A 16,781-nucleotide genomic window follows, 5' to 3' on the forward strand; every position below is an offset into this window, starting at 1 on the left:
GACGGCCTAGCCCTTGTGGCCGCCATGGCCGCCATGACCATTGTGGCCATCGCGCTGGGACGACCGCTGCGCGACGCCCTGCAGCAGACGCGACAACTGGTGCAATGAAGGTTCGGTGATGTTGCGTATCTCGCGGTCGTCCGCCAGGATGGATTGCAGCAGGCGCACCTTGCGCGCCCGGAGTTCAGCCGGCAGCGCGGGTGCCGGCTGGCCGTGCCGCAGCACTTCCACCTGGTCGGCGCAGGCCTGTTCCAGCCGCTGCAGCGCGTCCCAGTCATGTGAGCGGGCCGCGGTGAGCATCTGGCGCGTCAGGGTCGACACATTCTCGTACAGCCGGATGACGTCCTCGCTGCTCATTGCCATGGGCCCGCCGCTGTCAGGCCGGACCGGGCCGCGCCGGCGTGCCGCGAGGCGGGCAGAGTACAGGCGCTGCCGGCGCCATGCATACTTCCAAACATACTTCTGTCTCCTGATCCGGATTGAGGCCGCGCTGTCGACTTGCGTCATGAAAGCGCCCGAGGCGCCAAAATCACACTCTAACGGTATAACGGCAGCTTCAATCAGGACTTTAGAGGGGCAAAGCTGCCCTTATTCAGGCATCGACATGGCAGGAGCGCTGGGGCAGGGAAGCCAGGCGCCCGCATGCCTGCGGCCCGGCCCGCTCGCCGGCCTCGGACGACGTGCCGCAGCCGCGCCCGAGACGGTCAGCCTGAAGGCAAGCTAATCCACCAGCTTGTGCTTGATCGCGTAATGGGTCAGTTCGGCATTGTGCCGCAGCCGCATCTTGGCCAGGAGGCGCGAGCGGTACATGCTCACGGTCTTGACCGACAGCGCCAGCTCGGCGGCGATGTCGCTGACCGCCATGCCCGAGGCGATCATGGTCAGGGTCTGGAATTCCCGGTCCGACAGGCTCTCATGCAGCACCTCGTCGCGGTCGTCGCTGACCTGGTTGGCCAGCTGCTGCGCCAGTTCCGGGCTGATGTACTTGCGCCCGGAGGCCACCTGGCGGATCGCATTGACCAGTTCGGCCGGGGCGCTCTGCTTGTTCAGGTAGCCGGAAGCGCCGGCTTTCAGCGCGCGCACCGCATACTGGTCTTCGCGGTGCATCGACAGCATCAGCACCGCCAGCGCCGGCTTTTCCTTGCGGATCTGCTTCAGCACCTCGATGCCGCTGCGGTCGGGCATGGAAATGTCCAGCAGCAGCACATTGCTGTCGCAGCCGCGCACCAGCTGCACCGCCGACAGGCCATTCTCGGCTTCGCCCTCTACCACGATGTTGGTGGTGTCGGCCAGGATCTGCTTCAGGCCCTCGCGCACGATCGCATGGTCGTCGGCAATCAGCACCTTGATGGTTTTCCCGTTGTTCCTGTTCATGACGCCGCCGCTTCCCGATGATGTTCGCGCGACAGCGGCGACAGCGGCAGCCGCACCGCCACCCGGCAGCCCGGCCCGGCGTCGTTCGGCCCCACGTCCAGCCTGCCGCCCAGCGCATGGACGCGCTCGACCATGCCGCGTATGCCGAAGGACTTGGGCTTCATGCGGTCGGCCGGCTTCAGGCCGCGGCCGTTGTCGCGCACTTCCAGCGCGATCGCATCGTCCAGCACGTCCAGCCTGACTTCGACCCGCGACGCCTGGGCATGCTTGCCGATATTGGTCAGGGCCTCCTGGAAGATGCGGAACAGGCCGGTCGCCTGGTCCGCCGGCAGGTCGATGTCCTCGATACCGGCGTCGGGCCCGCGCAGTTCGCACGGTATGCCGAGCTGCTTCTCGAATTCCTGTGCCTGCCAGGCAATCGCCGCGACGATGCCCAGGTCCAGCGTGCTGGGGCGCAGGTCGCGGGAAATCCGGTGCGCCGCCTCGATGGTGCGGTCCACCAGCGCGTCCACATAGTCCGCCTTTTCGCGCAGCAGGGTGTCGCCCTCGGGCAGGCGCCGGGTAAGCTGGGACAGGGCCATCTTGATGGCGGTCAGGTTGCCGCCCAGGTCGTCGTGGATTTCCCTCGCGATCCTGGTGCGCTCCTCTTCCTTGACCCGCTCCACGTGGGCCGACAGTTCTTCCAGCTGGCGCCGCGAGCGCAGGATGTCCTGCGCCGCCTTTTTGCCCTGGGTGATGTTGGTCATCAGCCCGTCCCACTGGATGCCGACGCCGTCGATGCGGCGCGGCGTGGCGCGCAGGTTGATCCACTTGATGTCGTGCCAGGTCTCGATCCAGATCCGGCCTTCCCAGTTCCAGCCTGCCAGGCGGCTGGCCGATGCCTGCATCGTCTCCAGGTAGGAGGCGCGGTCTTCGGGTTCGATCAGTTGCAGCAGCAGTCCGGGGTCGTTGCGCAGCCGGTTGGCGGAAATGCCCAGCAGGCTGGAACAGCCGCGGCTCAGGTAGGGAAATGCCTGCGTGCCGTCATCGCGCAACAGAAACTGGTACACCAGGCCCGGGGTATTGGAAGCAACCGCCAGCAGGTCGGATGTTCCCGTCTGATGTGCCGCCTCCTGGCTGTCGTGCTGAATGCTTGCCGCCATGCTTTTCTCGTGCCGCCATCCGCCGCGTGATGGCGAAAACGGCAATTGTTATTTCTTGTTCGTAAAATTGTTGCGTAACCCTTACCGAACGCCGCAACGATTGCCGCACAATAGCATTTTTGTGTGGAAAGCTGAAGCGAGCGCGGACGCAGTGTGACAGGAAGCGCACACCTTATTGTTTCTTCCAGGAAATTGCGTTATAACGTTGTTTCTGCTGGTATGTCGGCGGTCGTGCTAAAGACCGGTCGCCGGATGCCGATAATCAGGGGCAGAAGGGGAAATCAACATCGCAGCGGACGGTAGGACTGGCACCAGCACACTGGACTTGCATTGCACTCATTTTGAATAACGCAACACCGAACCCCGCGGGCAAACGATGGTCGTCAGCATGAAAACAAGCCTGGTGCAGCAACGGGCCGAAGGCTTGAAGGAATTCGAATTCACCGCACGCGATTTCGAGCGGGTGCGCGCGCTGATCTACAGGCAGGCCGGCATCGCACTGGCGCCGGGCAAGCAGGAAATGGTCTACAGCCGCCTGGCGCGGCGCCTGCGTTCGATCGGCATGCATTCATTCGAACGCTATCTCGACATGCTGGAGCACGACCGCGCCAGCGCCGAGTGGGAGTCTTTCACCAATGCACTGACCACCAACCTGACCTCGTTCTTCCGGGAAGAGCATCATTTCCCCATTCTCGCCGAGCATGTGCGCAACCGGCGCGACGTCAAGGTCTGGTGCTCGGCCGCGTCCACCGGCGAGGAACCGTACTCGATTGCGATGACGCTGTGCGAAGCCTTCGGCACGCTGACGCCGCCGGCGGAGATTCTGGCCACCGACATCGACACCAATGTGCTGGCCACCGCCGAAGCCGGCATCTATCCGATCGAGCGGGTAGAGCGCTTGTCGCCCGAGCGGCTGCGCCGGTTCTTCCAGCGCGGCACCGGCGCCCAGGCCGGGCTGGTGCGGGTGCGGCCCGAACTGCGCAAGCTGATCACCTTCCGCCAGATCAACCTGCTCGACGACAGCTATCCGATCAAGTCGGCCTTCGACGTGGTGTTCTGCCGCAATGTGATGATCTATTTCGACAAGCCGACCCAGGGCCGCATCCTGTCGCGCTTTGCGCCGCTGATGAAGCCGGACGGCCTGCTGTTCGCCGGCCATTCGGAAAACTTCCTGTATGTCAGCGACGCATTCAAGCTGCGCGCCAAGACGGTTTACCAGCTGGCTTCGGCTCGCCCACTCTGAGAGCATCCATGCCCATCGCCAAGCCCGAGCACTTCGCCAGCAACCTGTACTACGACCGCACCTTCGATAGCGATGCCGCCAAGATCCTCCCCGGCGAGTTCTACTGCACCATCAAGGACATGCTGATCGTGACGGTGCTGGGTTCCTGCGTGGCGGCCTGCATCCGCGACCGGGTGTCGGGCATCGGCGGCATGAACCACTTCATGCTGCCGGATGGCGGCGACAGCGACAATCCGCTGATTTCAGCCTCGGCCCGGTATGGCACCTATGCGATGGAAGTGCTGATCAATGAACTGCTGAAAAGCGGCGCGCGCAGGGAAAACCTGGAAGCCAAGGTATTTGGGGGCGGCAACGTGCTGCGCGGCCTGACGGCGCTCAATGTCGGCGAGCGCAATGCCGCCTTCGTGCGCGCCTACCTGAAGGCCGAAGGCATCAGGGTGGTGGCGGAAGATCTCAATGACATCTTCCCGCGCAAGGTCTATTTTTTCCCGCGCACCGGCCGGGTGCTGGTGAAGAAGCTGCGGGAGCTGAACAACAACACCCTGGTCAACCGCGAACAGGACTATGCCAGCCGCCTGCAGGGCGGCAAGGTGGGCGGCGAGGTCGAGCTGTTCTGACGCGTTGCGCCATCCGGCGATTTTTTTCCGCCGGCGGCCCGGCGCCAGCCGGCCGGCAGCGGCTGGCGTGCTATGCTCCCGCCATTTCAAAACCATCCCCCGCAAGCTGTCCATGAATACACCGACTCCCGTTCCCAGCCCGGCGCAGGCCGCACGCGTCCTGCTGAAACAGCTGCAGGCTGATTTCGAGGTGTTCCGCCAGGCCAAGCCGCTGGCCATCGGCATCGACAAGCAGCTCATCGCCAAGCTGCCCGATGTCAACCGCAAGGTGCTGCGCATCGCCCTGGGCATGCACACCAATTCACTGCGCTATCTGAAGGCCATGGAAAAGGCGACCGAGCGCTTCAACCTGGAAGGCCAGGTCGATGGCGACGTCACCGACACCCACCGCAGCCATGCCGCGCAGACCGTGGGCGAGCGGCTGAAGAAGGAAGCCGACCAGCGCCGCGCCGAGCGCGCCGCCCAGCAGGCCGAGGAAGCGCGTCGCCAGAGCGAGGAAAAGCTGCACCAGCTGGCGGCCAAGTTCTCCCGCGGCCGCTAGACAACAGGCCAGGCTTTTCCGGCCTGCCTCGACGCGGCCGTTACGGCCGTATGGAAGGCGCCGGCGCGCGATCGATCCGATTCACAGACGGCGGCCACCATCCTTTGTAGGGTGCAATACCCCGCAGGGGCATTGCACCATGGGTCGATCAAAGAAGGTCGTTGATATAACCCTTGCTGTATGCGACCGATGGTGCAATGCCCTTCGGGTATTGCACCCTACCGCTTGCTGCCGCAAGGCCAATCCCAATCGATCGTTCCCGCCTTCGATTTGTGAATGAGAATGATGCCCACAAAATGGCGATGGCCGCCATCCATCTTCACCGTAACCGCCGCAGTTGTGCGTCTGGCCAGTCCGCCACCCCGACAGGCGTCGGCGCGCCGCGCAGGTTGAGTCTGTTGGCCAGGGTGTCGTCCTAATGCGTTCAATGGCTGTCTGGCTGCACCGCTACCCGGGCCTGGTGCTGGACGCGCTGCTGCTGACAAGCGGATCGAGCCGCTGCTCAAGACCCTGACCGGCGGCGAGGGCACGCGCCGCAAGCCGCCGCCATCGCGGCCGCCGGCTTCGCCGTTGCCGGCGGCCGCGATGGCGGCCATGCTGGAACAGGCATTGCGCCTGCATCCGGACGGCCGTATTTCCCGCGCGAGCCTGCCGTCCAGGTCCGACGAGGCAGTGATGGTGCGCATGCGCCTGCCTGGAGAGATACACGAGTACGGCCGCACCTTCGTCTGGTTCGATCGCTACGACGGCACGCTGCTGCGGGACGACAATGCGCTGCAGGCCCACCTCGCCACACGGGTGCAGACCTGGTTCTATCCGCTGCATACCGGCAGCTAAGGCGGCCTGGCCACGCGCTGGCTGCAACTCGCCGCCGGGCTTGGGATGGCAATGCTTTCCCTCTCCGGCGCCTGGTTGTTCCACCGCGGCTGGCGGGCGCGCACGGCGGCAGGAACCGGATGGGGCGGGGCGGGGCTGGGTCGGCGTCAGGCCTGCAATTCGCGGTACAGCGCCACGAATTCGCGGCTGAGCTTGTGGCTCGCATCCATATGGATCAGGGGCAGGCTCAAGCCATGCGATTCCCGCATCTTGACCGAACTCGACAATCTGGTTTGCAGCAGGGGCAGATTTTCCTCGACCAGCTGCGCGACCAGGCGCTGCGGGACCGAGGCGCGGGCTTGAAACTGGTTGACCACAATGCCTTCTATGCGCAACGCCGCATTGTGGTCGGCCCGGATCTCGTCTAGGTTCCTCAGCAGCGTGTAGAGCGCCTGGCGCGAGAACTCATCGCAGTCGAAGGGAATCAGGCAGACGTCCGCGGCAATCAGCGCCGACTGCGAAAAGAAATTATAGGCCGGCGGCGTATCGATGATGATCTCGGCAAATTCCTCCGACAGCTTGTTGAGTGAATCGCGCAGCTTGTAGATCTTGTGCCGCGATTCAAGCTTGGACTGCAGGTCGCCGATCTCCGGGTGGGAAGGAATCAGGAACAGGTTGTCGAACGGCGTCGGATGCACATAGTCGCTGTCCGGCGTCGGATAGAACTGGAAGTCGAGCGATTTTCTGAAAAAGTCGGCGAGCGTCGGCGTCAGCGACGACGCTGCGGCGCCGCCGAGGTAGCGGCTTGCATTGCACTGCGGGTCCATGTCGATGAGCAGGGTCTTGCGTCCTTCCCTGGCGGCGATCGCCGCGAGGTTCACTGCGATGCTGGATTTCCCGACACCGCCCTTCTGGGTAAAGACCACGCGCTTCATGAGGCTCCTCTCGAATTTGCCCCGACAGTAACTGAAAATGCTGCATTGCGTCAAATGGCGGCCGCCGGCCCGGGCCATGTTTGCGATAATAAAGGTCATTCTTCCACGCAACGTCAGTGCATAGTCAGCCGGTTGGGATGCTGCTGCTTGCCAGCGCGGACAGGCGGCCAGCACAGTAACCCAAGAGCCGGAAAAAATTGAACAAGAGCGGAATTCTTCTCCACGTCGCAGGTTTATGGACGCTTTCCACGCTGGATGCGTCGGCAAAGTGGCTGGTGCTGGCAGGCGTGCCGGTACTCATGGTGACCCTGGTGCGCTACCTGATGCATGTGCTGCTCATGACAGCCGTCGTGCTGCCGTCGCAGGGCAGGGCGCTGCTGAAGACACGGTCGCTATCCCGCCAGCTCGTTCGCGGCCTGCTCATGGTCTTGTCCACGGTGCTGTTCTTCTCCGTGCTCAGGCGCCTGCCGCTGGCCGAGGCGACCGCGCTGAACTTCATGGCGCCGCTGTTCCTGATGGCGATGGCGCCCTGGCTGCTCAACGAGCCGCATCGCATGCATCGCTGGGTCGGCGTGCTTCTGGGTTTCACCGGCGTGCTCATCGTGGTCCGCCCGGGCGCGCAGCTCGACCCCGTCGGCGTCGCCCTTGGCTTGCTGACGGCCATCACCTTTGCCTTTTTTCAGATTGCCACGCGCCGCGTCGCGCATGACCATCCGCTGACCACCAATTACTACGGCGGCCTGTTCGGCTCGGTGGCATTGTTGCTGGCGCTGCCATGGTTCTGGAGCATGCCGGCATTGTCGGCAGCGCAGTGGCTGCTCCTGCTTTCCACGGGATTGACCGGTTTCCTGGGACACCTGATGCAGATCGTGGCTTACAGCAGAACCCAGGCGACGCTGCTCGCCCCCTTCAGCTATTTCCAGATCGCGGCCGCGGTAACGCTCGGCGGCCTGGTGTTTGGCCAGCTGCCGGACCTGGCGACCGCCGCCGGCATCGCCCTCATTTGCCTGGCAGGGCTCGCTGTCGTGTTATGGGAATCGCGCACGATGATTCGACGGCTCATCGAACGCCAGTGAACCGGGCCGTTCGGCAAGGCGCTGGCGGGGCATGCCGGCGCTGAACAGCATGGCGAACCAGGAAAGGTAGCTGTATTCCAGCTCGTTCTCGTCGGGGCCGAGCCGCACATCGCCATGGCGGCCCAACATCAGAAAAATGACGAGGAACAGGGAAATGGCAACGGCACCGATGGTCGCCGATGCCGGCCCAACAGATGAGCGTGACACCAGGGAACGGTTGCTCTTCGGGAAGAAAGCTCAGGACTGCGTGAAAGAAGATGCCTTTGATCCGGTTGCACCGTCCATGAGGCTGACGATGGCCGGGGGCCAGTTCAGCCTGCCCATCTACCTGGCTTGGCCGTGGGCAAGTTCGCCAAACGATATAGAATGGCGCCTTTTCCCGTTGCGGTTGCTTGCGCCAGCCGTAGCGACCGCCACCTTGCAGGCATGCGCAGCAGGCGACTCCATAGGGACACAAGCGGCTTGCCGGTCTATCCGCCTCGGCGGCGAAGCTCAGCCACCCGGCAATGGCCGGTTGCAGCCGGATGGCACCCGTTTCCCTGTCAGTTTCCCTGGTCGCAGCCCTGCATGCGACGCAGTTCCTGGCACCCGCATCCGCCTGCGCCTGGGCAATGAGCAGATTCTTGATTAACAGATAAATGACTTCAACGACTTACAAGAAAAGGACCCTGTCGGTCGCGCCGATGATGGACTGGACGGACCGCCACTGCCGCATGTTCCACCGGCAGATCAGCCGCCACACCTGGCTCTACACCGAGATGGTGACCACCGGCGCGCTGCTGCACGGCGATGTGCCGCGCCACCTGGATTTCGACGGCGCCGAGCATCCGGTCGCGCTTCAACTTGGCGGCAGCGAGCCTGCAGACCTGGCGCACAGCGCCCGCCTGGGCCAGCAGTGGGGCTATGACGAAATCAACCTCAACTGCGGCTGCCCGTCGGAGCGGGTGCAGAAGGGCGCGTTTGGCGCCTGCCTGATGGCCGAGCCGCAGCTGGTGGCCGACTGCGTCAAGGCGATGCGGGACGCGGTTGACATCGATGTCACGGTCAAGCACCGCATCGGCCTCGACCAGCAGGAGTCCTATGACTTCGTGCGCGACTTCGTGGGTGCCGTCGCAGACGCGGGCTGCGCTACCTTCATCGTGCATGCCCGCAATGCCATCCTGAAGGGCCTCAGTCCGAAGGAGAACCGGGAAATCCCGCCGCTGCGCTATGACTATGCCTACCGGCTCAAGCGCGACTTTCCCGCACTCGAAATCATCCTCAACGGCGGCGTGCGCACTTTGGCCGAGATCGACACCCACCTGCAGCATGTCGATGGCGTGATGCTGGGGCGCGAGGCCTATCACAATCCCTGGGTCATGGCCGAATTCGATGGCCGCTACTACGGCGACACTGCCGCGCCCAGGTCGCGCGCCGAAGTGCTGGCGGCCATGCTTCCCTACATCCGTAGCCAGCTTGCCCTGCATGGCCCGGATGCGCCGGGCGGCGGGCTGCGCCTCAACAGCATCACCCGGCACATGCTGGGCCTCACCATGGGCCTGCCGGGCGCCCGCCGCTTCCGGCAAATGCTGTCCGACCCGAAGCAGCTGGCCAAGGGCGACCCGTCGCTGCTGCTGGACGCGCTGGCCAGCCTGCCGGCCGCTGCCTGACTTCCTCCTTCCCGCGCTGCCCTTGCGGGCAGCGCCGCGTCTTCCTTGCTATCCGCTCATTCGGTAACCGAACACCTACCGCGAGGTTGGAAAGAATGTAACGATTTCCCTCGTTGCATGTAAGTTTTACCCCTGCGTTCGACCACTTTCCGTGAATTAAGCCCAAATGACTGTTTCTTAAGGATTTCGGCACATTTAAAACTTGGCACGGAAAGTGCGTTAACACACTCCGTAAAGAGGGTTTGCAATCTGGCAATGCAAGAATCGCAAGCTGGCCATCGCCCATGTTGGCATACGGCTTCGGGAAAGCGGCTTCTAGTGCAGGTGCAATCCAACCGGAACCAATACAAGGAGTCCTCATGCAAGCACTATCCAGGCTGTCCAGGGCCATGCTGGCCATGGCGGCGATCAGCGCAGCGCTGATCGGCTGCGAGCGGCGTGCTGCCGACACCACGTCGCCCGGCGCATCGACCAGCAGCGCGACCACGCCAAGCACGACCGCCTCGCCGTCCACCGGCAGCGCCGGCAGCGGCAGCACCGGCGGCACCATGTCCGGCGGTTCGACCACCGGTTCCACCAGCGCCGGCGGCACGGCGGCCGGCACCACTTCCGATGGCAGCACGGCCGGCACTGCCGGTTCTACTGGCGCGACAGGATCGTCCGGCTCCACCAGCGGCTCGGCTGGCGGCGGCATGTCGGGCAGCACCACCGGCGACGGCACCTCCGGCAGCACCGGCGCGACCGGCGCAGGACCGTCCGGCACCACCGGCACCGGTGGCACGTCAGGCACCACCGCCAGCGGCGCGGCACGCTAGGGGCCGCGCATTGATTCACAAGACGACGCTGCGGGCCTTGCCGCCCGCAGCATCCTGAACCACATTTCAACAACCTTTTTGGGGGGATTTACCATGAAAAACACCACACGCACTTCCGCACTGATGATGGCCCTGCTGCTGTCGACCGCCATGCTCGGCGCCTGCAAGAAAGCCGATGACACGGCCGCCACGCCGGCAGCCAGCGGCAGCACCGCGACCACGACCACCACCACGACCACCCCGGCCGCGCCAGCCGCGCCGGCGGCGACGACCAGCAGCACGACCACCGCGCCGGCCGCTGACTCCGCCGCCGCAGCCGCCAACAATGCCGCAGCCGCCGCCAACAATGCCGCCGCTGCCGCCGGAACGGCCGCAGCCAATGCCACCGACAAGGCCGGCGACGCGCTGAGCGACTCCGCCATCACCGGCAAGGTCAAGGCAGCGCTGCTGGCCGATGCCGAGGTCAAGGGCACCGACATCAATGTCGAGACCAGCAAGGGCGACGTGATGCTGAGCGGTTTCGTCGAGAGCCAGGCGCAGATCGACAAGGCGGCCACGCTGGCCAAGAACATCGATGGCGTCAAGCAGGTCAGCAACAAGCTCGAAATCAAGAAGTAATGCACCCGGCGGATGACCTTGCCGTCGTCCGCCTGACCGCCGCGCGGCAGGCGCAGGCATGAGCGGCATCTTCGACGTCGACTGGGCCGAAGTCTTCGCCTTCGGCGTTTCGCCGCTTGAAATCGTCGTGCGCGGCACGGCGATGTACTGGTTCCTGTTCGTGATCTTCCGCTTCGTGGTGCGGCGGGACGTCGGCTCGGTAGGCGTGGCCGACATCCTGATCCTCGTCATCGTCGCGGATGCGGCCCAGAACGGCATGTCCGGCGAATACACTTCGGTGCCCGACGGCATGCTGCTGGTCGGCACCCTGATCTTCTGGAATGCGCTTCTGGACCGTCTGAGCTTCCACTTTCCCGCCTTTTCCCGTTTTACCGAAGCGCCGCCATTGCTGCTCGTCAGGAACGGCCGCATGCTGCGCGCCAACATGCGGCGCGAATACATCACCGAAAACGAGCTGTGGACCCAGCTGCGCCAGCAGGGAGTCGACGACCTGGCGCAGGTGAAGAAGGCCTATCTGGAACCCGACGGCGAGTTCAGCGTGATCCGCAGAGATGGATAGATTCCCGCGTCGTCAGTGATGGCGGTAATGCGGGCGGCGCACCACGTGGTAACGGTAGCTGTCGTCCTCGTTGTCGGCATCGGGCATGCCGAATTCGCTGCGCAGTTCATGGCGTCGCGTGCGGATGTCGCAGGTCAGGGCGTCGAACGACAGGTCAAGACCGTCGAGCTGCGGAAACAGCCGGGTCTGCTCGTCTTCGATGTGGTGGCCGATACAGCTTGCCAGCGTGGTGAACTTGGCATTGTAGAGCCGGTCGCCGGCCTGCATGGTTTCGAGTTCGCCGACCAGCCGCCGGATGATGGCATGCTCCACTTCCGCCTGTTCCAGGATGAAGGTATCGTCCATGACTTCGGCCAGCGCCGGATACAGATGTTCTTCCTTGACCTGGGCATGGATCACGACCTCGGTGCAGGCCAGTTCCACCAGCGTCTGCCGCGCATCGTCGGCGGCGCTTTCGCGCAACCGGTCGAATGCCGCGAACAGGACCAGCAGGCGGTCATGATCCTCGGTCAACATGTCGATGATGTCGGCTGCCTTGCGGCCCATGGCGTTCTCCCCGAAAGCGTGCTGGATTGGATGAGCAATCTTCATGCCCATTACCATGTGTAACCGTTTGTCACTATCCGCGCCGGAAAGGGAACCCGGCCTCATCCATTGTCCTTATTGCATTCTTTACCGCGACTGCCTGCAAAATTTACTGAGGCCGCAGGGCGCTTTTACTGCCCTTGCCAGCGGGGGTAGGGAAGCGCCTTGGGCATGCTTGTTGCCTGTCTCTGTACATGATCGTACCAACGCATGACAGAGGACATCCATGGAAAGCCGCCTCAAACGATATCCGAATGGTGCACGCGGCCTGTTGCGAGTATTGAAAGGAGGCGCTGCGACGCGTCCCGGCCGGACACGCGCGCCGCGCTTTTCCAGCATGTTCGCGCGGGATGCCAGCGCAACCGAAATGCTGCAGGGCTGTCCGGTGGTCACCGCCACCGGCGATTGGGTTGGCGCGGTGCGATCCATTCTGATCGACGTGCGCAGCCGGCAGCTGCGCTATGTGATGCTGCTGTCGCGGCCCGGAAATGCGCTGGTGGCCATTCCCTGGCATGCGCTGTACTTCGACTCCTCGCTGTCGCGTCTGGTCTACTTCACCTGCACCTGATGCCGTTACACCTGCCGCATGCGCGTCGCCGGGCCGGCGGCGCCCAGGTTCGATCAGTGGAGAAAGAGCATGGCTACATTGGAACAAAGCATCGATGTCAATGTGTCCGCGGCCACCGCCTATGCGCTCTGGCTGCGGGCGGAAGACTATCCGCGCTTCATGGAAGGCGTGCGGGAAGTGGGCCGCGCCGGAGACAAGCGCCTGCACTGGCGGGCCATGCGACACGAGCATGAAGTGGAATGGGACTCCGAAATCACCGAAACCATTCCCGACCAGCTGATCCGCTGGCGCGACCTTGGCGGCCAGCATCATGGCAGCCTGGCTTTCGAGCCCTTGCACGCTGGCCAGACCCGGATTCACATGCGCATGGAGTTCGACGCGCTGCCGATCGACCGCGAGCAGGCGCTGACCCAGCGGATTGCAGGCGATCTCGACCGCTTCAAGCGCATGGCCGAACAGCAGGGCATGCCGCCGGCTGAGGGCGGCAATGCCATGGCCGGCGCCAGCGTCAATGCCTCTGCTGGGGCTAATGCCTACGCCAGCGCCAATGCTGCAGGCAATGCCGACGTCAATGCCGACGCCACCCAAAGCCCCGTGGGCAAGACAGTCGGCCAGACCGGCGCGGAGCGCGAAGAAGCCCGCGCCTCGGGCACTGCGGGCGCACAGCAGGCGCAGGCCGCATCGGGTGCGCATCGGGAAAGTGAGCAGGACGGGGCAGGGCGCAGCGAAGGCGCAGGCCGCGGCGGCCCCCAGGCCTGGCTGCGCAGCCAATTTGCCGGCTGGGAAGAACCGATGGCGCTGGTGCGCAAGGTGACAGAGGAAGCCGACCAGCTGTTCGCGCGCTTCATTGGCCGTCCGATCGCGGCCAAGAGCGGCGAAGGCGGCGAAGCGGGCAAGTGGATGCCGCCGGTGGAAGTGCTGCAGCGCGACGACCGTTTGCTGATCTGCGTCGACCTGCCGGGCATCAGCCGCGACAGCGTCAACGTGGAAGTCCAGCGCGACCGGGTGCTGGTGGACGGCGAGCGCAAGGATGACTTCGCCTCCGGCAATGCGCCGGGCTTCCGCCGTTCGGAGCGCAGCTACGGGCCGTTCCACCGCACGGTGCCGCTGCCCGAAGGCGTCGACCCGGACTCCGCGCAGGCAAGCATGCGCGACGGCGTGCTGGAAATCTCGCTGCGCATGCCCAGTCCGGCCGAACGGCGCGGCAAGCGTCTGGACATACAGGACTGAACAACGCGGCAAGCAGGCCTGCCGGCCGGGGCGCGGCATGGTGCGCCTGCCAGCGGCTCGTTTGCCTGGATGGATAGCCGGCCGGCGCAGCAGCCGGCCGGTTTTTTACCTTTTCACACTGGCGGCGTTGCGCCGGCCGGTAATTTGTCGATTATCTTTGAACCAGGAGTGTGGTTGCATGCTTGCAGACCTTACCGGATGGATCAGCGCACTGATCCTTATTCTTACCATCTCGCGCCAGGTGTACAAACAGTGGCGCAGCCGCAGCACCGCCGGCGTGTCGAGCTGGCTCTTCATCGGCCAGCTGGCCGCCTCCACCGGCTTTGTGATCTACAGCTTTCTGGTCGAGAACTGGGTGTTCGTCGCCACCAATGCCTTCATGCTGCTGACCGCCGTCGTGGGCCAGCTGATCTATCTGGCCAATCGGCGGCGCGAGGAAAAAAAGCAGAATCTCGTGTCCAATACCGCGCAGCGCAATACCGAGCCGGCATAAAGTTTGCATAATTGCCATGATAATGGACGCCCCCGCGGCTGCCGCGCCGTCTCGGCGCGGAGACGGCGGCGCCGCTCTCCAATCGATGCAGAGGTAATGCAATGAATGACCCAGACGAACATGAACACAGTCCGAAGACGCTGCTGAAAACCATGGCGGTTGCCGCAGTGCTGGCTGCCGCGGTCAGTGCCTGCAACAAGTCGCTGGACAAGCCGGCGCTGCCGCAGCCGCCCAAGCCGCATACTTCCGAGGCCAGCCCCGGCCCCATTGAAATCAAGCGCGCCATCTTCAGCGTACAGCCGGGCGAGCCGGTCTTTTACCGCGCTGGCGAACAGCATGGCCCGCGCTTCGTGATCCAGACCTGAGCGCTGTGCCAGTCTTGAACAAGGAGGGAGCGATGTTCCGAGTCACCATCGCCACGCTGCTGGCGGGCTGCTTCATCGGCACTGCCGCGCAGGGCCAGACGCCTGAGGCCCCGGTGCAGCCGCAGACCGAGAGAGGCGTGAAGTACCTATGCGGCGGCGTCGGCCAGGATGAGTCCGACTACATGAAGACCCAGGCCCGCGGCCATGGCCTGCTGATGACCTTTGCCACCCGCGACGGCAGTTACCTGGCCAAGGTGCATGTCGATATTGCGGATCGCAAGGGCGCCCACCTGATGGCCATCGATTGCGATGCGCCGATGCTGCTGGTCGACCTGCCGCCCGCCAATGGCTATCGCATCCTGGCGCAGACAGGCGGCATCAGCCTGCATCGCACCGCCAGTGTCAAAAAAGGCGGCAACAACCGGACGGTTTTCGTCTGGCCAAGCCAGGATGGGCCGTCGGAAAAGCCGACCCGCGCCGAAAAACGCGGCCTGCCGGAACCGGACGGCCCTGCGGACCCGCATGGCGAACCGCAATTGCGCAGCCAGTCTGAAATGCGGCGTCCATAACGACGCTGCACATGAAAACAGCGCGGCATGAAAGCGTTCCGTGGGAATGCCTTCATGCCGCGCTGTCATTTTGCGGCATGCCTGCGCGACGCATCGAGACCGGGTCCCGACGCCGCGCCGGTGGATTACTTGGCCTGCTGGCGGGAAGCTGCGTCCTGCACCTTTTCGCCGCCGCGCTCGACATCCTTGCCCATGCCTTTCATCGTGTTGCAGCCGGTCAGGCCCATCACCATCAGCACACCCATTACCGCGATCAGTTTTTTCATGATGTTTTCCCTATAAGTAATTAGCCATGACGGCTATCTTTCCTGTATTTGCCTTCTTGCCCGTCGCCAGGAAAGCCACGCCGGAGGCAATTCAAAAATAGCGGCTCAGCGCCGTGAACGGATCATCTGCGTCAGGGACGCCAGCCCGCGCGTAGCCACCCGCATCCTGGCCGGGTCCTGCAGGGTGGTCGTGATCATCGCTGCTGCGCTGCTGACCAGCGGCGCGGCGCGCCCGAGGCCGTTGATGGCGCGACGCGGCCCGATGATGACCAGCGCCGCCACGCCGCCGGCAATCAGCCACGGATGGCTGAGCAGCCAGCGCATGCTCTGGCTGCGCGGGAAGGGGTGGTTCACCGGGTCGTGCATCAGTTCCTTCATGCTCGGGCCGGCATCACCCGCGTCCATTGCATGCATCTGCTGCCGATACGACGCGCGGCTGGCATGGATCCTGGCCAGCAGCGCATCGCGCTGTTCCTCCAACGGACCACCTTGTGGCGGTTTTACAGTCATAGCGTTTCCTTGATCAGGTCAATGTCACGCTGCACTTCGGCGCGCACATGGGAAAATGGCTCGGATGGCGCGACATGCTTCCTGGCCAGGAACAGGCCAGCGCCGGCGCCGGCGCCAAAGGCGAGAAAGACCAGCCAGGCCACCAGGATGCGGTAGTCGGTTTCCCAAAAGCTGACGATGATGGCCACGCCCAGGAAGACCGTCGCCAGCAGGCCGAAGATGGCGGCGACGGCGAAGCCGATCACCTGCTTGACCAGCACCGCGCCCTGCATCTTCGCCTCGATTTTCAGCAGGCTCAGATAGTCGCCGGCGCGCTCGCTCATCATCAGCGCGAGCTGTTTGGATTTTTTTATCTTCTCGAACACATGAAACCCCAGATCTGGTTGGACGATGGACAGGCACGGCCCGGCAGGCGGGCCGCGCGCCCTGTCAGCGGCGCGTGATCGCGCCCAGCACCAGGCCGATGCCGGCGGCGATGGCCAGGGCCTGCACCGGTCTTTCCTTCACATATTCGCTGGTTATGTCGACGCCCTGGCTGAGCCGTTCCTGCGCCTGGCCGGCCATGTCCTGGGCAGCCACGCGCATCGTGCCAAAGCGCGCCAGCAGGCGGTCGCGGGCATCGCGCAGTTCACGATCGGTCAGGGTGGACGCCTTGGCGAGCAGGGCATCGAGGTCTTTCTTCAGGTCGGCAAGGTCGCCGCGCAGATTGCCGCCGGAGCTGGCGCCGCTTTGGTCTTCGGCGTCCATTTCGATGGCGGATGACAGGTCTCCCGGGTAGTTCGTTTCCATTGACTTCTCCTGTTTCTCTGT

The 16,781-nt window shown here is 64.2% G+C and carries 25 protein-coding genes; 15 read left to right on the plus strand and 10 right to left on the minus strand.

The features are described 5' to 3' along the window. Positions 1–6: 6 nt before the first annotated feature. The 3 genes from IGW04_RS11475 to IGW04_RS11485 form a co-directional block, all read right to left on the minus strand. On the minus strand, positions 7–363 hold the full coding sequence (locus IGW04_RS11475) for a flagellar protein FliT (protein ID WP_228527022.1): 357 nt from the start codon (positions 361–363) through the stop codon (positions 7–9). A gap of 357 nt (positions 364–720) precedes the next feature. Further along, entirely contained in the window at positions 721–1,374 is a 654-nt protein-coding gene (locus IGW04_RS11480) for a response regulator (RefSeq protein ID WP_194713205.1), read from the minus strand. Continuing rightward, the gene (locus IGW04_RS11485) at positions 1,371–2,516 is read right to left on the minus strand and encodes a sensor histidine kinase (protein WP_194713206.1); all 1,146 of its coding nucleotides are present in this window, start codon (positions 2,514–2,516) and stop codon (positions 1,371–1,373) included. The genes IGW04_RS11480 and IGW04_RS11485 overlap by 4 nt, the downstream gene beginning before the upstream one ends. 388 nt (positions 2,517–2,904) lie before the next feature. Here IGW04_RS11485 and IGW04_RS11490 point away from each other — a divergent pair, with 388 nt between their 5' ends. From IGW04_RS11490 to IGW04_RS11505, 4 genes are all read left to right on the plus strand, one after another. Next, complete coding sequence (locus tag IGW04_RS11490; RefSeq protein ID WP_194713207.1) at positions 2,905–3,759, plus strand: CheR family methyltransferase; 855 nt, start codon at positions 2,905–2,907, stop codon at positions 3,757–3,759. A gap of 8 nt (positions 3,760–3,767) precedes the next feature. Beyond that, entirely contained in the window at positions 3,768–4,376 is a 609-nt protein-coding gene (gene cheD, locus IGW04_RS11495) for a chemoreceptor glutamine deamidase CheD (RefSeq protein ID WP_194713208.1), read from the plus strand. Between the two features lie 112 nt (positions 4,377–4,488). Beyond that, entirely contained in the window at positions 4,489–4,917 is a 429-nt protein-coding gene (locus tag IGW04_RS11500) for a ProQ/FINO family protein (protein ID WP_194713209.1), read from the plus strand. Between the two features lie 585 nt (positions 4,918–5,502). After that, positions 5,503–5,754, plus strand: a complete 252-nt coding sequence (locus IGW04_RS11505; protein WP_194713210.1) for a hypothetical protein — start codon at positions 5,503–5,505, stop codon at positions 5,752–5,754. A 146-nt stretch (positions 5,755–5,900) separates the two neighbouring features. Here IGW04_RS11505 and IGW04_RS11510 read toward each other — a convergent pair whose 3' ends face one another. Beyond that, entirely contained in the window at positions 5,901–6,668 is a 768-nt protein-coding gene (locus tag IGW04_RS11510; RefSeq protein ID WP_194713211.1) for a ParA family protein, read from the minus strand. Positions 6,669–6,865: 197 nt separating this feature from the next. Here IGW04_RS11510 and IGW04_RS11515 point away from each other — a divergent pair, with 197 nt between their 5' ends. Further along, the gene (locus IGW04_RS11515; RefSeq protein WP_194713212.1) at positions 6,866–7,744 is read left to right on the plus strand and encodes a DMT family transporter; all 879 of its coding nucleotides are present in this window, start codon (positions 6,866–6,868) and stop codon (positions 7,742–7,744) included. Here the strand turns inward: IGW04_RS11515 and IGW04_RS11520 are convergent. After that, positions 7,697–7,873 (minus strand): BCCT family transporter, encoded by a 177-nt coding sequence (locus tag IGW04_RS11520; RefSeq protein WP_267253691.1) that lies wholly within the window; start codon positions 7,871–7,873, stop codon positions 7,697–7,699. The two genes, IGW04_RS11515 and IGW04_RS11520, sit on opposite strands and share 48 nt — an antisense overlap. A 25-nt stretch (positions 7,874–7,898) precedes the next feature. Between IGW04_RS11520 and IGW04_RS11525 the strand changes: the two genes are divergently transcribed. From IGW04_RS11525 to IGW04_RS11545, 5 genes are all read left to right on the plus strand, one after another. Further along, positions 7,899–8,375, plus strand: coding sequence for a hypothetical protein (locus IGW04_RS11525; RefSeq protein WP_194713213.1), 477 nt, complete (start codon positions 7,899–7,901; stop codon positions 8,373–8,375). A 7-nt stretch (positions 8,376–8,382) separates the two neighbouring features. Then, a complete protein-coding gene (gene dusA, locus IGW04_RS11530; RefSeq protein ID WP_194713214.1) occupies positions 8,383–9,393 on the plus strand; it encodes a tRNA dihydrouridine(20/20a) synthase DusA in 1,011 nt (336 codons plus the stop codon). 359 nt (positions 9,394–9,752) lie between these two features. Beyond that, positions 9,753–10,208, plus strand: a complete 456-nt coding sequence (locus IGW04_RS11535; protein ID WP_194713215.1) for a hypothetical protein — start codon at positions 9,753–9,755, stop codon at positions 10,206–10,208. 93 nt (positions 10,209–10,301) lie between these two features. After that, on the plus strand, positions 10,302–10,826 hold the full coding sequence (locus tag IGW04_RS11540) for a BON domain-containing protein (protein ID WP_228527023.1): 525 nt from the start codon (positions 10,302–10,304) through the stop codon (positions 10,824–10,826). Between the two features lie 58 nt (positions 10,827–10,884). After that, the gene (locus IGW04_RS11545; RefSeq protein ID WP_194713216.1) at positions 10,885–11,385 is read left to right on the plus strand and encodes a DUF421 domain-containing protein; all 501 of its coding nucleotides are present in this window, start codon (positions 10,885–10,887) and stop codon (positions 11,383–11,385) included. Between the two features lie 12 nt (positions 11,386–11,397). Here IGW04_RS11545 and IGW04_RS11550 read toward each other — a convergent pair whose 3' ends face one another. Then, positions 11,398–11,931: a hemerythrin domain-containing protein gene (locus IGW04_RS11550; protein WP_194713217.1), complete on the minus strand. Its 534-nt coding sequence runs from the start codon at positions 11,929–11,931 to the stop codon at positions 11,398–11,400. Positions 11,932–12,196: 265 nt separating this feature from the next. Here IGW04_RS11550 and IGW04_RS11555 point away from each other — a divergent pair, with 265 nt between their 5' ends. The 5 genes from IGW04_RS11555 to IGW04_RS11575 all read left to right on the plus strand — a co-directional run bounded on the left by IGW04_RS11555 (position 12,197) and on the right by IGW04_RS11575 (position 15,195). Next, positions 12,197–12,538 (plus strand): PRC-barrel domain-containing protein, encoded by a 342-nt coding sequence (locus IGW04_RS11555; RefSeq protein ID WP_194713218.1) that lies wholly within the window; start codon positions 12,197–12,199, stop codon positions 12,536–12,538. Positions 12,539–12,607: 69 nt separating this feature from the next. Further along, positions 12,608–13,768, plus strand: a complete 1,161-nt coding sequence (locus IGW04_RS11560) for an Hsp20 family protein (protein ID WP_194713219.1) — start codon at positions 12,608–12,610, stop codon at positions 13,766–13,768. A 178-nt stretch (positions 13,769–13,946) separates the two neighbouring features. Beyond that, positions 13,947–14,261, plus strand: a complete 315-nt coding sequence (locus IGW04_RS11565) for a PQ-loop repeat-containing protein (RefSeq protein WP_194713220.1) — start codon at positions 13,947–13,949, stop codon at positions 14,259–14,261. 101 nt (positions 14,262–14,362) lie between these two features. Further along, positions 14,363–14,626, plus strand: a complete 264-nt coding sequence (locus IGW04_RS11570; RefSeq protein ID WP_194713221.1) for a hypothetical protein — start codon at positions 14,363–14,365, stop codon at positions 14,624–14,626. A 32-nt stretch (positions 14,627–14,658) separates the two neighbouring features. Further along, complete coding sequence (locus IGW04_RS11575) at positions 14,659–15,195, plus strand: carboxypeptidase regulatory-like domain-containing protein (RefSeq protein ID WP_194713222.1); 537 nt, start codon at positions 14,659–14,661, stop codon at positions 15,193–15,195. Positions 15,196–15,320: 125 nt separating this feature from the next. Here the strand turns inward: IGW04_RS11575 and IGW04_RS11580 are convergent, their stop codons facing one another. The 4 genes from IGW04_RS11580 to IGW04_RS11595 all read right to left on the minus strand — a co-directional run bounded on the left by IGW04_RS11580 (position 15,321) and on the right by IGW04_RS11595 (position 16,760). Beyond that, positions 15,321–15,461 carry an entericidin A/B family lipoprotein gene (locus IGW04_RS11580; protein WP_194713223.1) on the minus strand — a complete coding sequence of 47 codons (141 nt, stop codon included), beginning with the start codon at positions 15,459–15,461 and terminating at the stop codon, positions 15,321–15,323. A 105-nt stretch (positions 15,462–15,566) separates the two neighbouring features. Continuing rightward, positions 15,567–15,971: a hypothetical protein gene (locus IGW04_RS11585; RefSeq protein WP_194713224.1), complete on the minus strand. Its 405-nt coding sequence runs from the start codon at positions 15,969–15,971 to the stop codon at positions 15,567–15,569. After that, positions 15,968–16,336, minus strand: coding sequence for a phage holin family protein (locus IGW04_RS11590; protein WP_194713225.1), 369 nt, complete (start codon positions 16,334–16,336; stop codon positions 15,968–15,970). Before IGW04_RS11590 ends, IGW04_RS11585 begins: the two co-directional genes overlap by 4 nt. Before the next feature lie 64 nt (positions 16,337–16,400). After that, on the minus strand, positions 16,401–16,760 hold the full coding sequence (locus tag IGW04_RS11595; RefSeq protein WP_194713226.1) for a DUF883 family protein: 360 nt from the start codon (positions 16,758–16,760) through the stop codon (positions 16,401–16,403). Positions 16,761–16,781: the final 21 nt, after the last annotated feature.

This window comes from Noviherbaspirillum soli, assembly GCF_015352955.1.
GTDB classification, from domain to species: Bacteria; Pseudomonadota; Gammaproteobacteria; order Burkholderiales; family Burkholderiaceae_D; genus Noviherbaspirillum_A; species Noviherbaspirillum_A soli.

Coding starts and splice junctions, on each gene's coding strand:
- IGW04_RS11475 (WP_228527022.1), bottom strand. CDS start 363: ATGGCAATGAGCAGCGAGGACGTCATCCGGCTGTACGAGAATGTGTCG.
- IGW04_RS11480 (WP_194713205.1), bottom strand. CDS start 1,374: ATGAACAGGAACAACGGGAAAACCATCAAGGTGCTGATTGCCGACGAC.
- IGW04_RS11485 (WP_194713206.1), bottom strand. CDS start 2,516: ATGGCGGCAAGCATTCAGCACGACAGCCAGGAGGCGGCACATCAGACG.
- IGW04_RS11490 (WP_194713207.1), top strand. CDS start 2,905: ATGAAAACAAGCCTGGTGCAGCAACGGGCCGAAGGCTTGAAGGAATTC.
- cheD (WP_194713208.1), top strand. CDS start 3,768: ATGCCCATCGCCAAGCCCGAGCACTTCGCCAGCAACCTGTACTACGAC.
- IGW04_RS11500 (WP_194713209.1), top strand. CDS start 4,489: ATGAATACACCGACTCCCGTTCCCAGCCCGGCGCAGGCCGCACGCGTC.
- IGW04_RS11505 (WP_194713210.1), top strand. CDS start 5,503: ATGGCGGCCATGCTGGAACAGGCATTGCGCCTGCATCCGGACGGCCGT.
- IGW04_RS11510 (WP_194713211.1), bottom strand. CDS start 6,668: ATGAAGCGCGTGGTCTTTACCCAGAAGGGCGGTGTCGGGAAATCCAGC.
- IGW04_RS11520 (WP_267253691.1), bottom strand. CDS start 7,873: ATGTTGGGCCGCCATGGCGATGTGCGGCTCGGCCCCGACGAGAACGAG.
- IGW04_RS11525 (WP_194713213.1), top strand. CDS start 7,899: ATGGCAACGGCACCGATGGTCGCCGATGCCGGCCCAACAGATGAGCGT.
- dusA (WP_194713214.1), top strand. CDS start 8,383: ATGACTTCAACGACTTACAAGAAAAGGACCCTGTCGGTCGCGCCGATG.
- IGW04_RS11535 (WP_194713215.1), top strand. CDS start 9,753: ATGCAAGCACTATCCAGGCTGTCCAGGGCCATGCTGGCCATGGCGGCG.
- IGW04_RS11540 (WP_228527023.1), top strand. CDS start 10,302: ATGAAAAACACCACACGCACTTCCGCACTGATGATGGCCCTGCTGCTG.
- IGW04_RS11545 (WP_194713216.1), top strand. CDS start 10,885: ATGAGCGGCATCTTCGACGTCGACTGGGCCGAAGTCTTCGCCTTCGGC.
- IGW04_RS11550 (WP_194713217.1), bottom strand. CDS start 11,931: ATGGGCCGCAAGGCAGCCGACATCATCGACATGTTGACCGAGGATCAT.
- IGW04_RS11555 (WP_194713218.1), top strand. CDS start 12,197: ATGGAAAGCCGCCTCAAACGATATCCGAATGGTGCACGCGGCCTGTTG.
- IGW04_RS11560 (WP_194713219.1), top strand. CDS start 12,608: ATGGCTACATTGGAACAAAGCATCGATGTCAATGTGTCCGCGGCCACC.
- IGW04_RS11565 (WP_194713220.1), top strand. CDS start 13,947: ATGCTTGCAGACCTTACCGGATGGATCAGCGCACTGATCCTTATTCTT.
- IGW04_RS11570 (WP_194713221.1), top strand. CDS start 14,363: ATGAATGACCCAGACGAACATGAACACAGTCCGAAGACGCTGCTGAAA.
- IGW04_RS11575 (WP_194713222.1), top strand. CDS start 14,659: ATGTTCCGAGTCACCATCGCCACGCTGCTGGCGGGCTGCTTCATCGGC.
- IGW04_RS11580 (WP_194713223.1), bottom strand. CDS start 15,461: ATGAAAAAACTGATCGCGGTAATGGGTGTGCTGATGGTGATGGGCCTG.
- IGW04_RS11585 (WP_194713224.1), bottom strand. CDS start 15,971: ATGACTGTAAAACCGCCACAAGGTGGTCCGTTGGAGGAACAGCGCGAT.
- IGW04_RS11595 (WP_194713226.1), bottom strand. CDS start 16,760: ATGGAAACGAACTACCCGGGAGACCTGTCATCCGCCATCGAAATGGAC.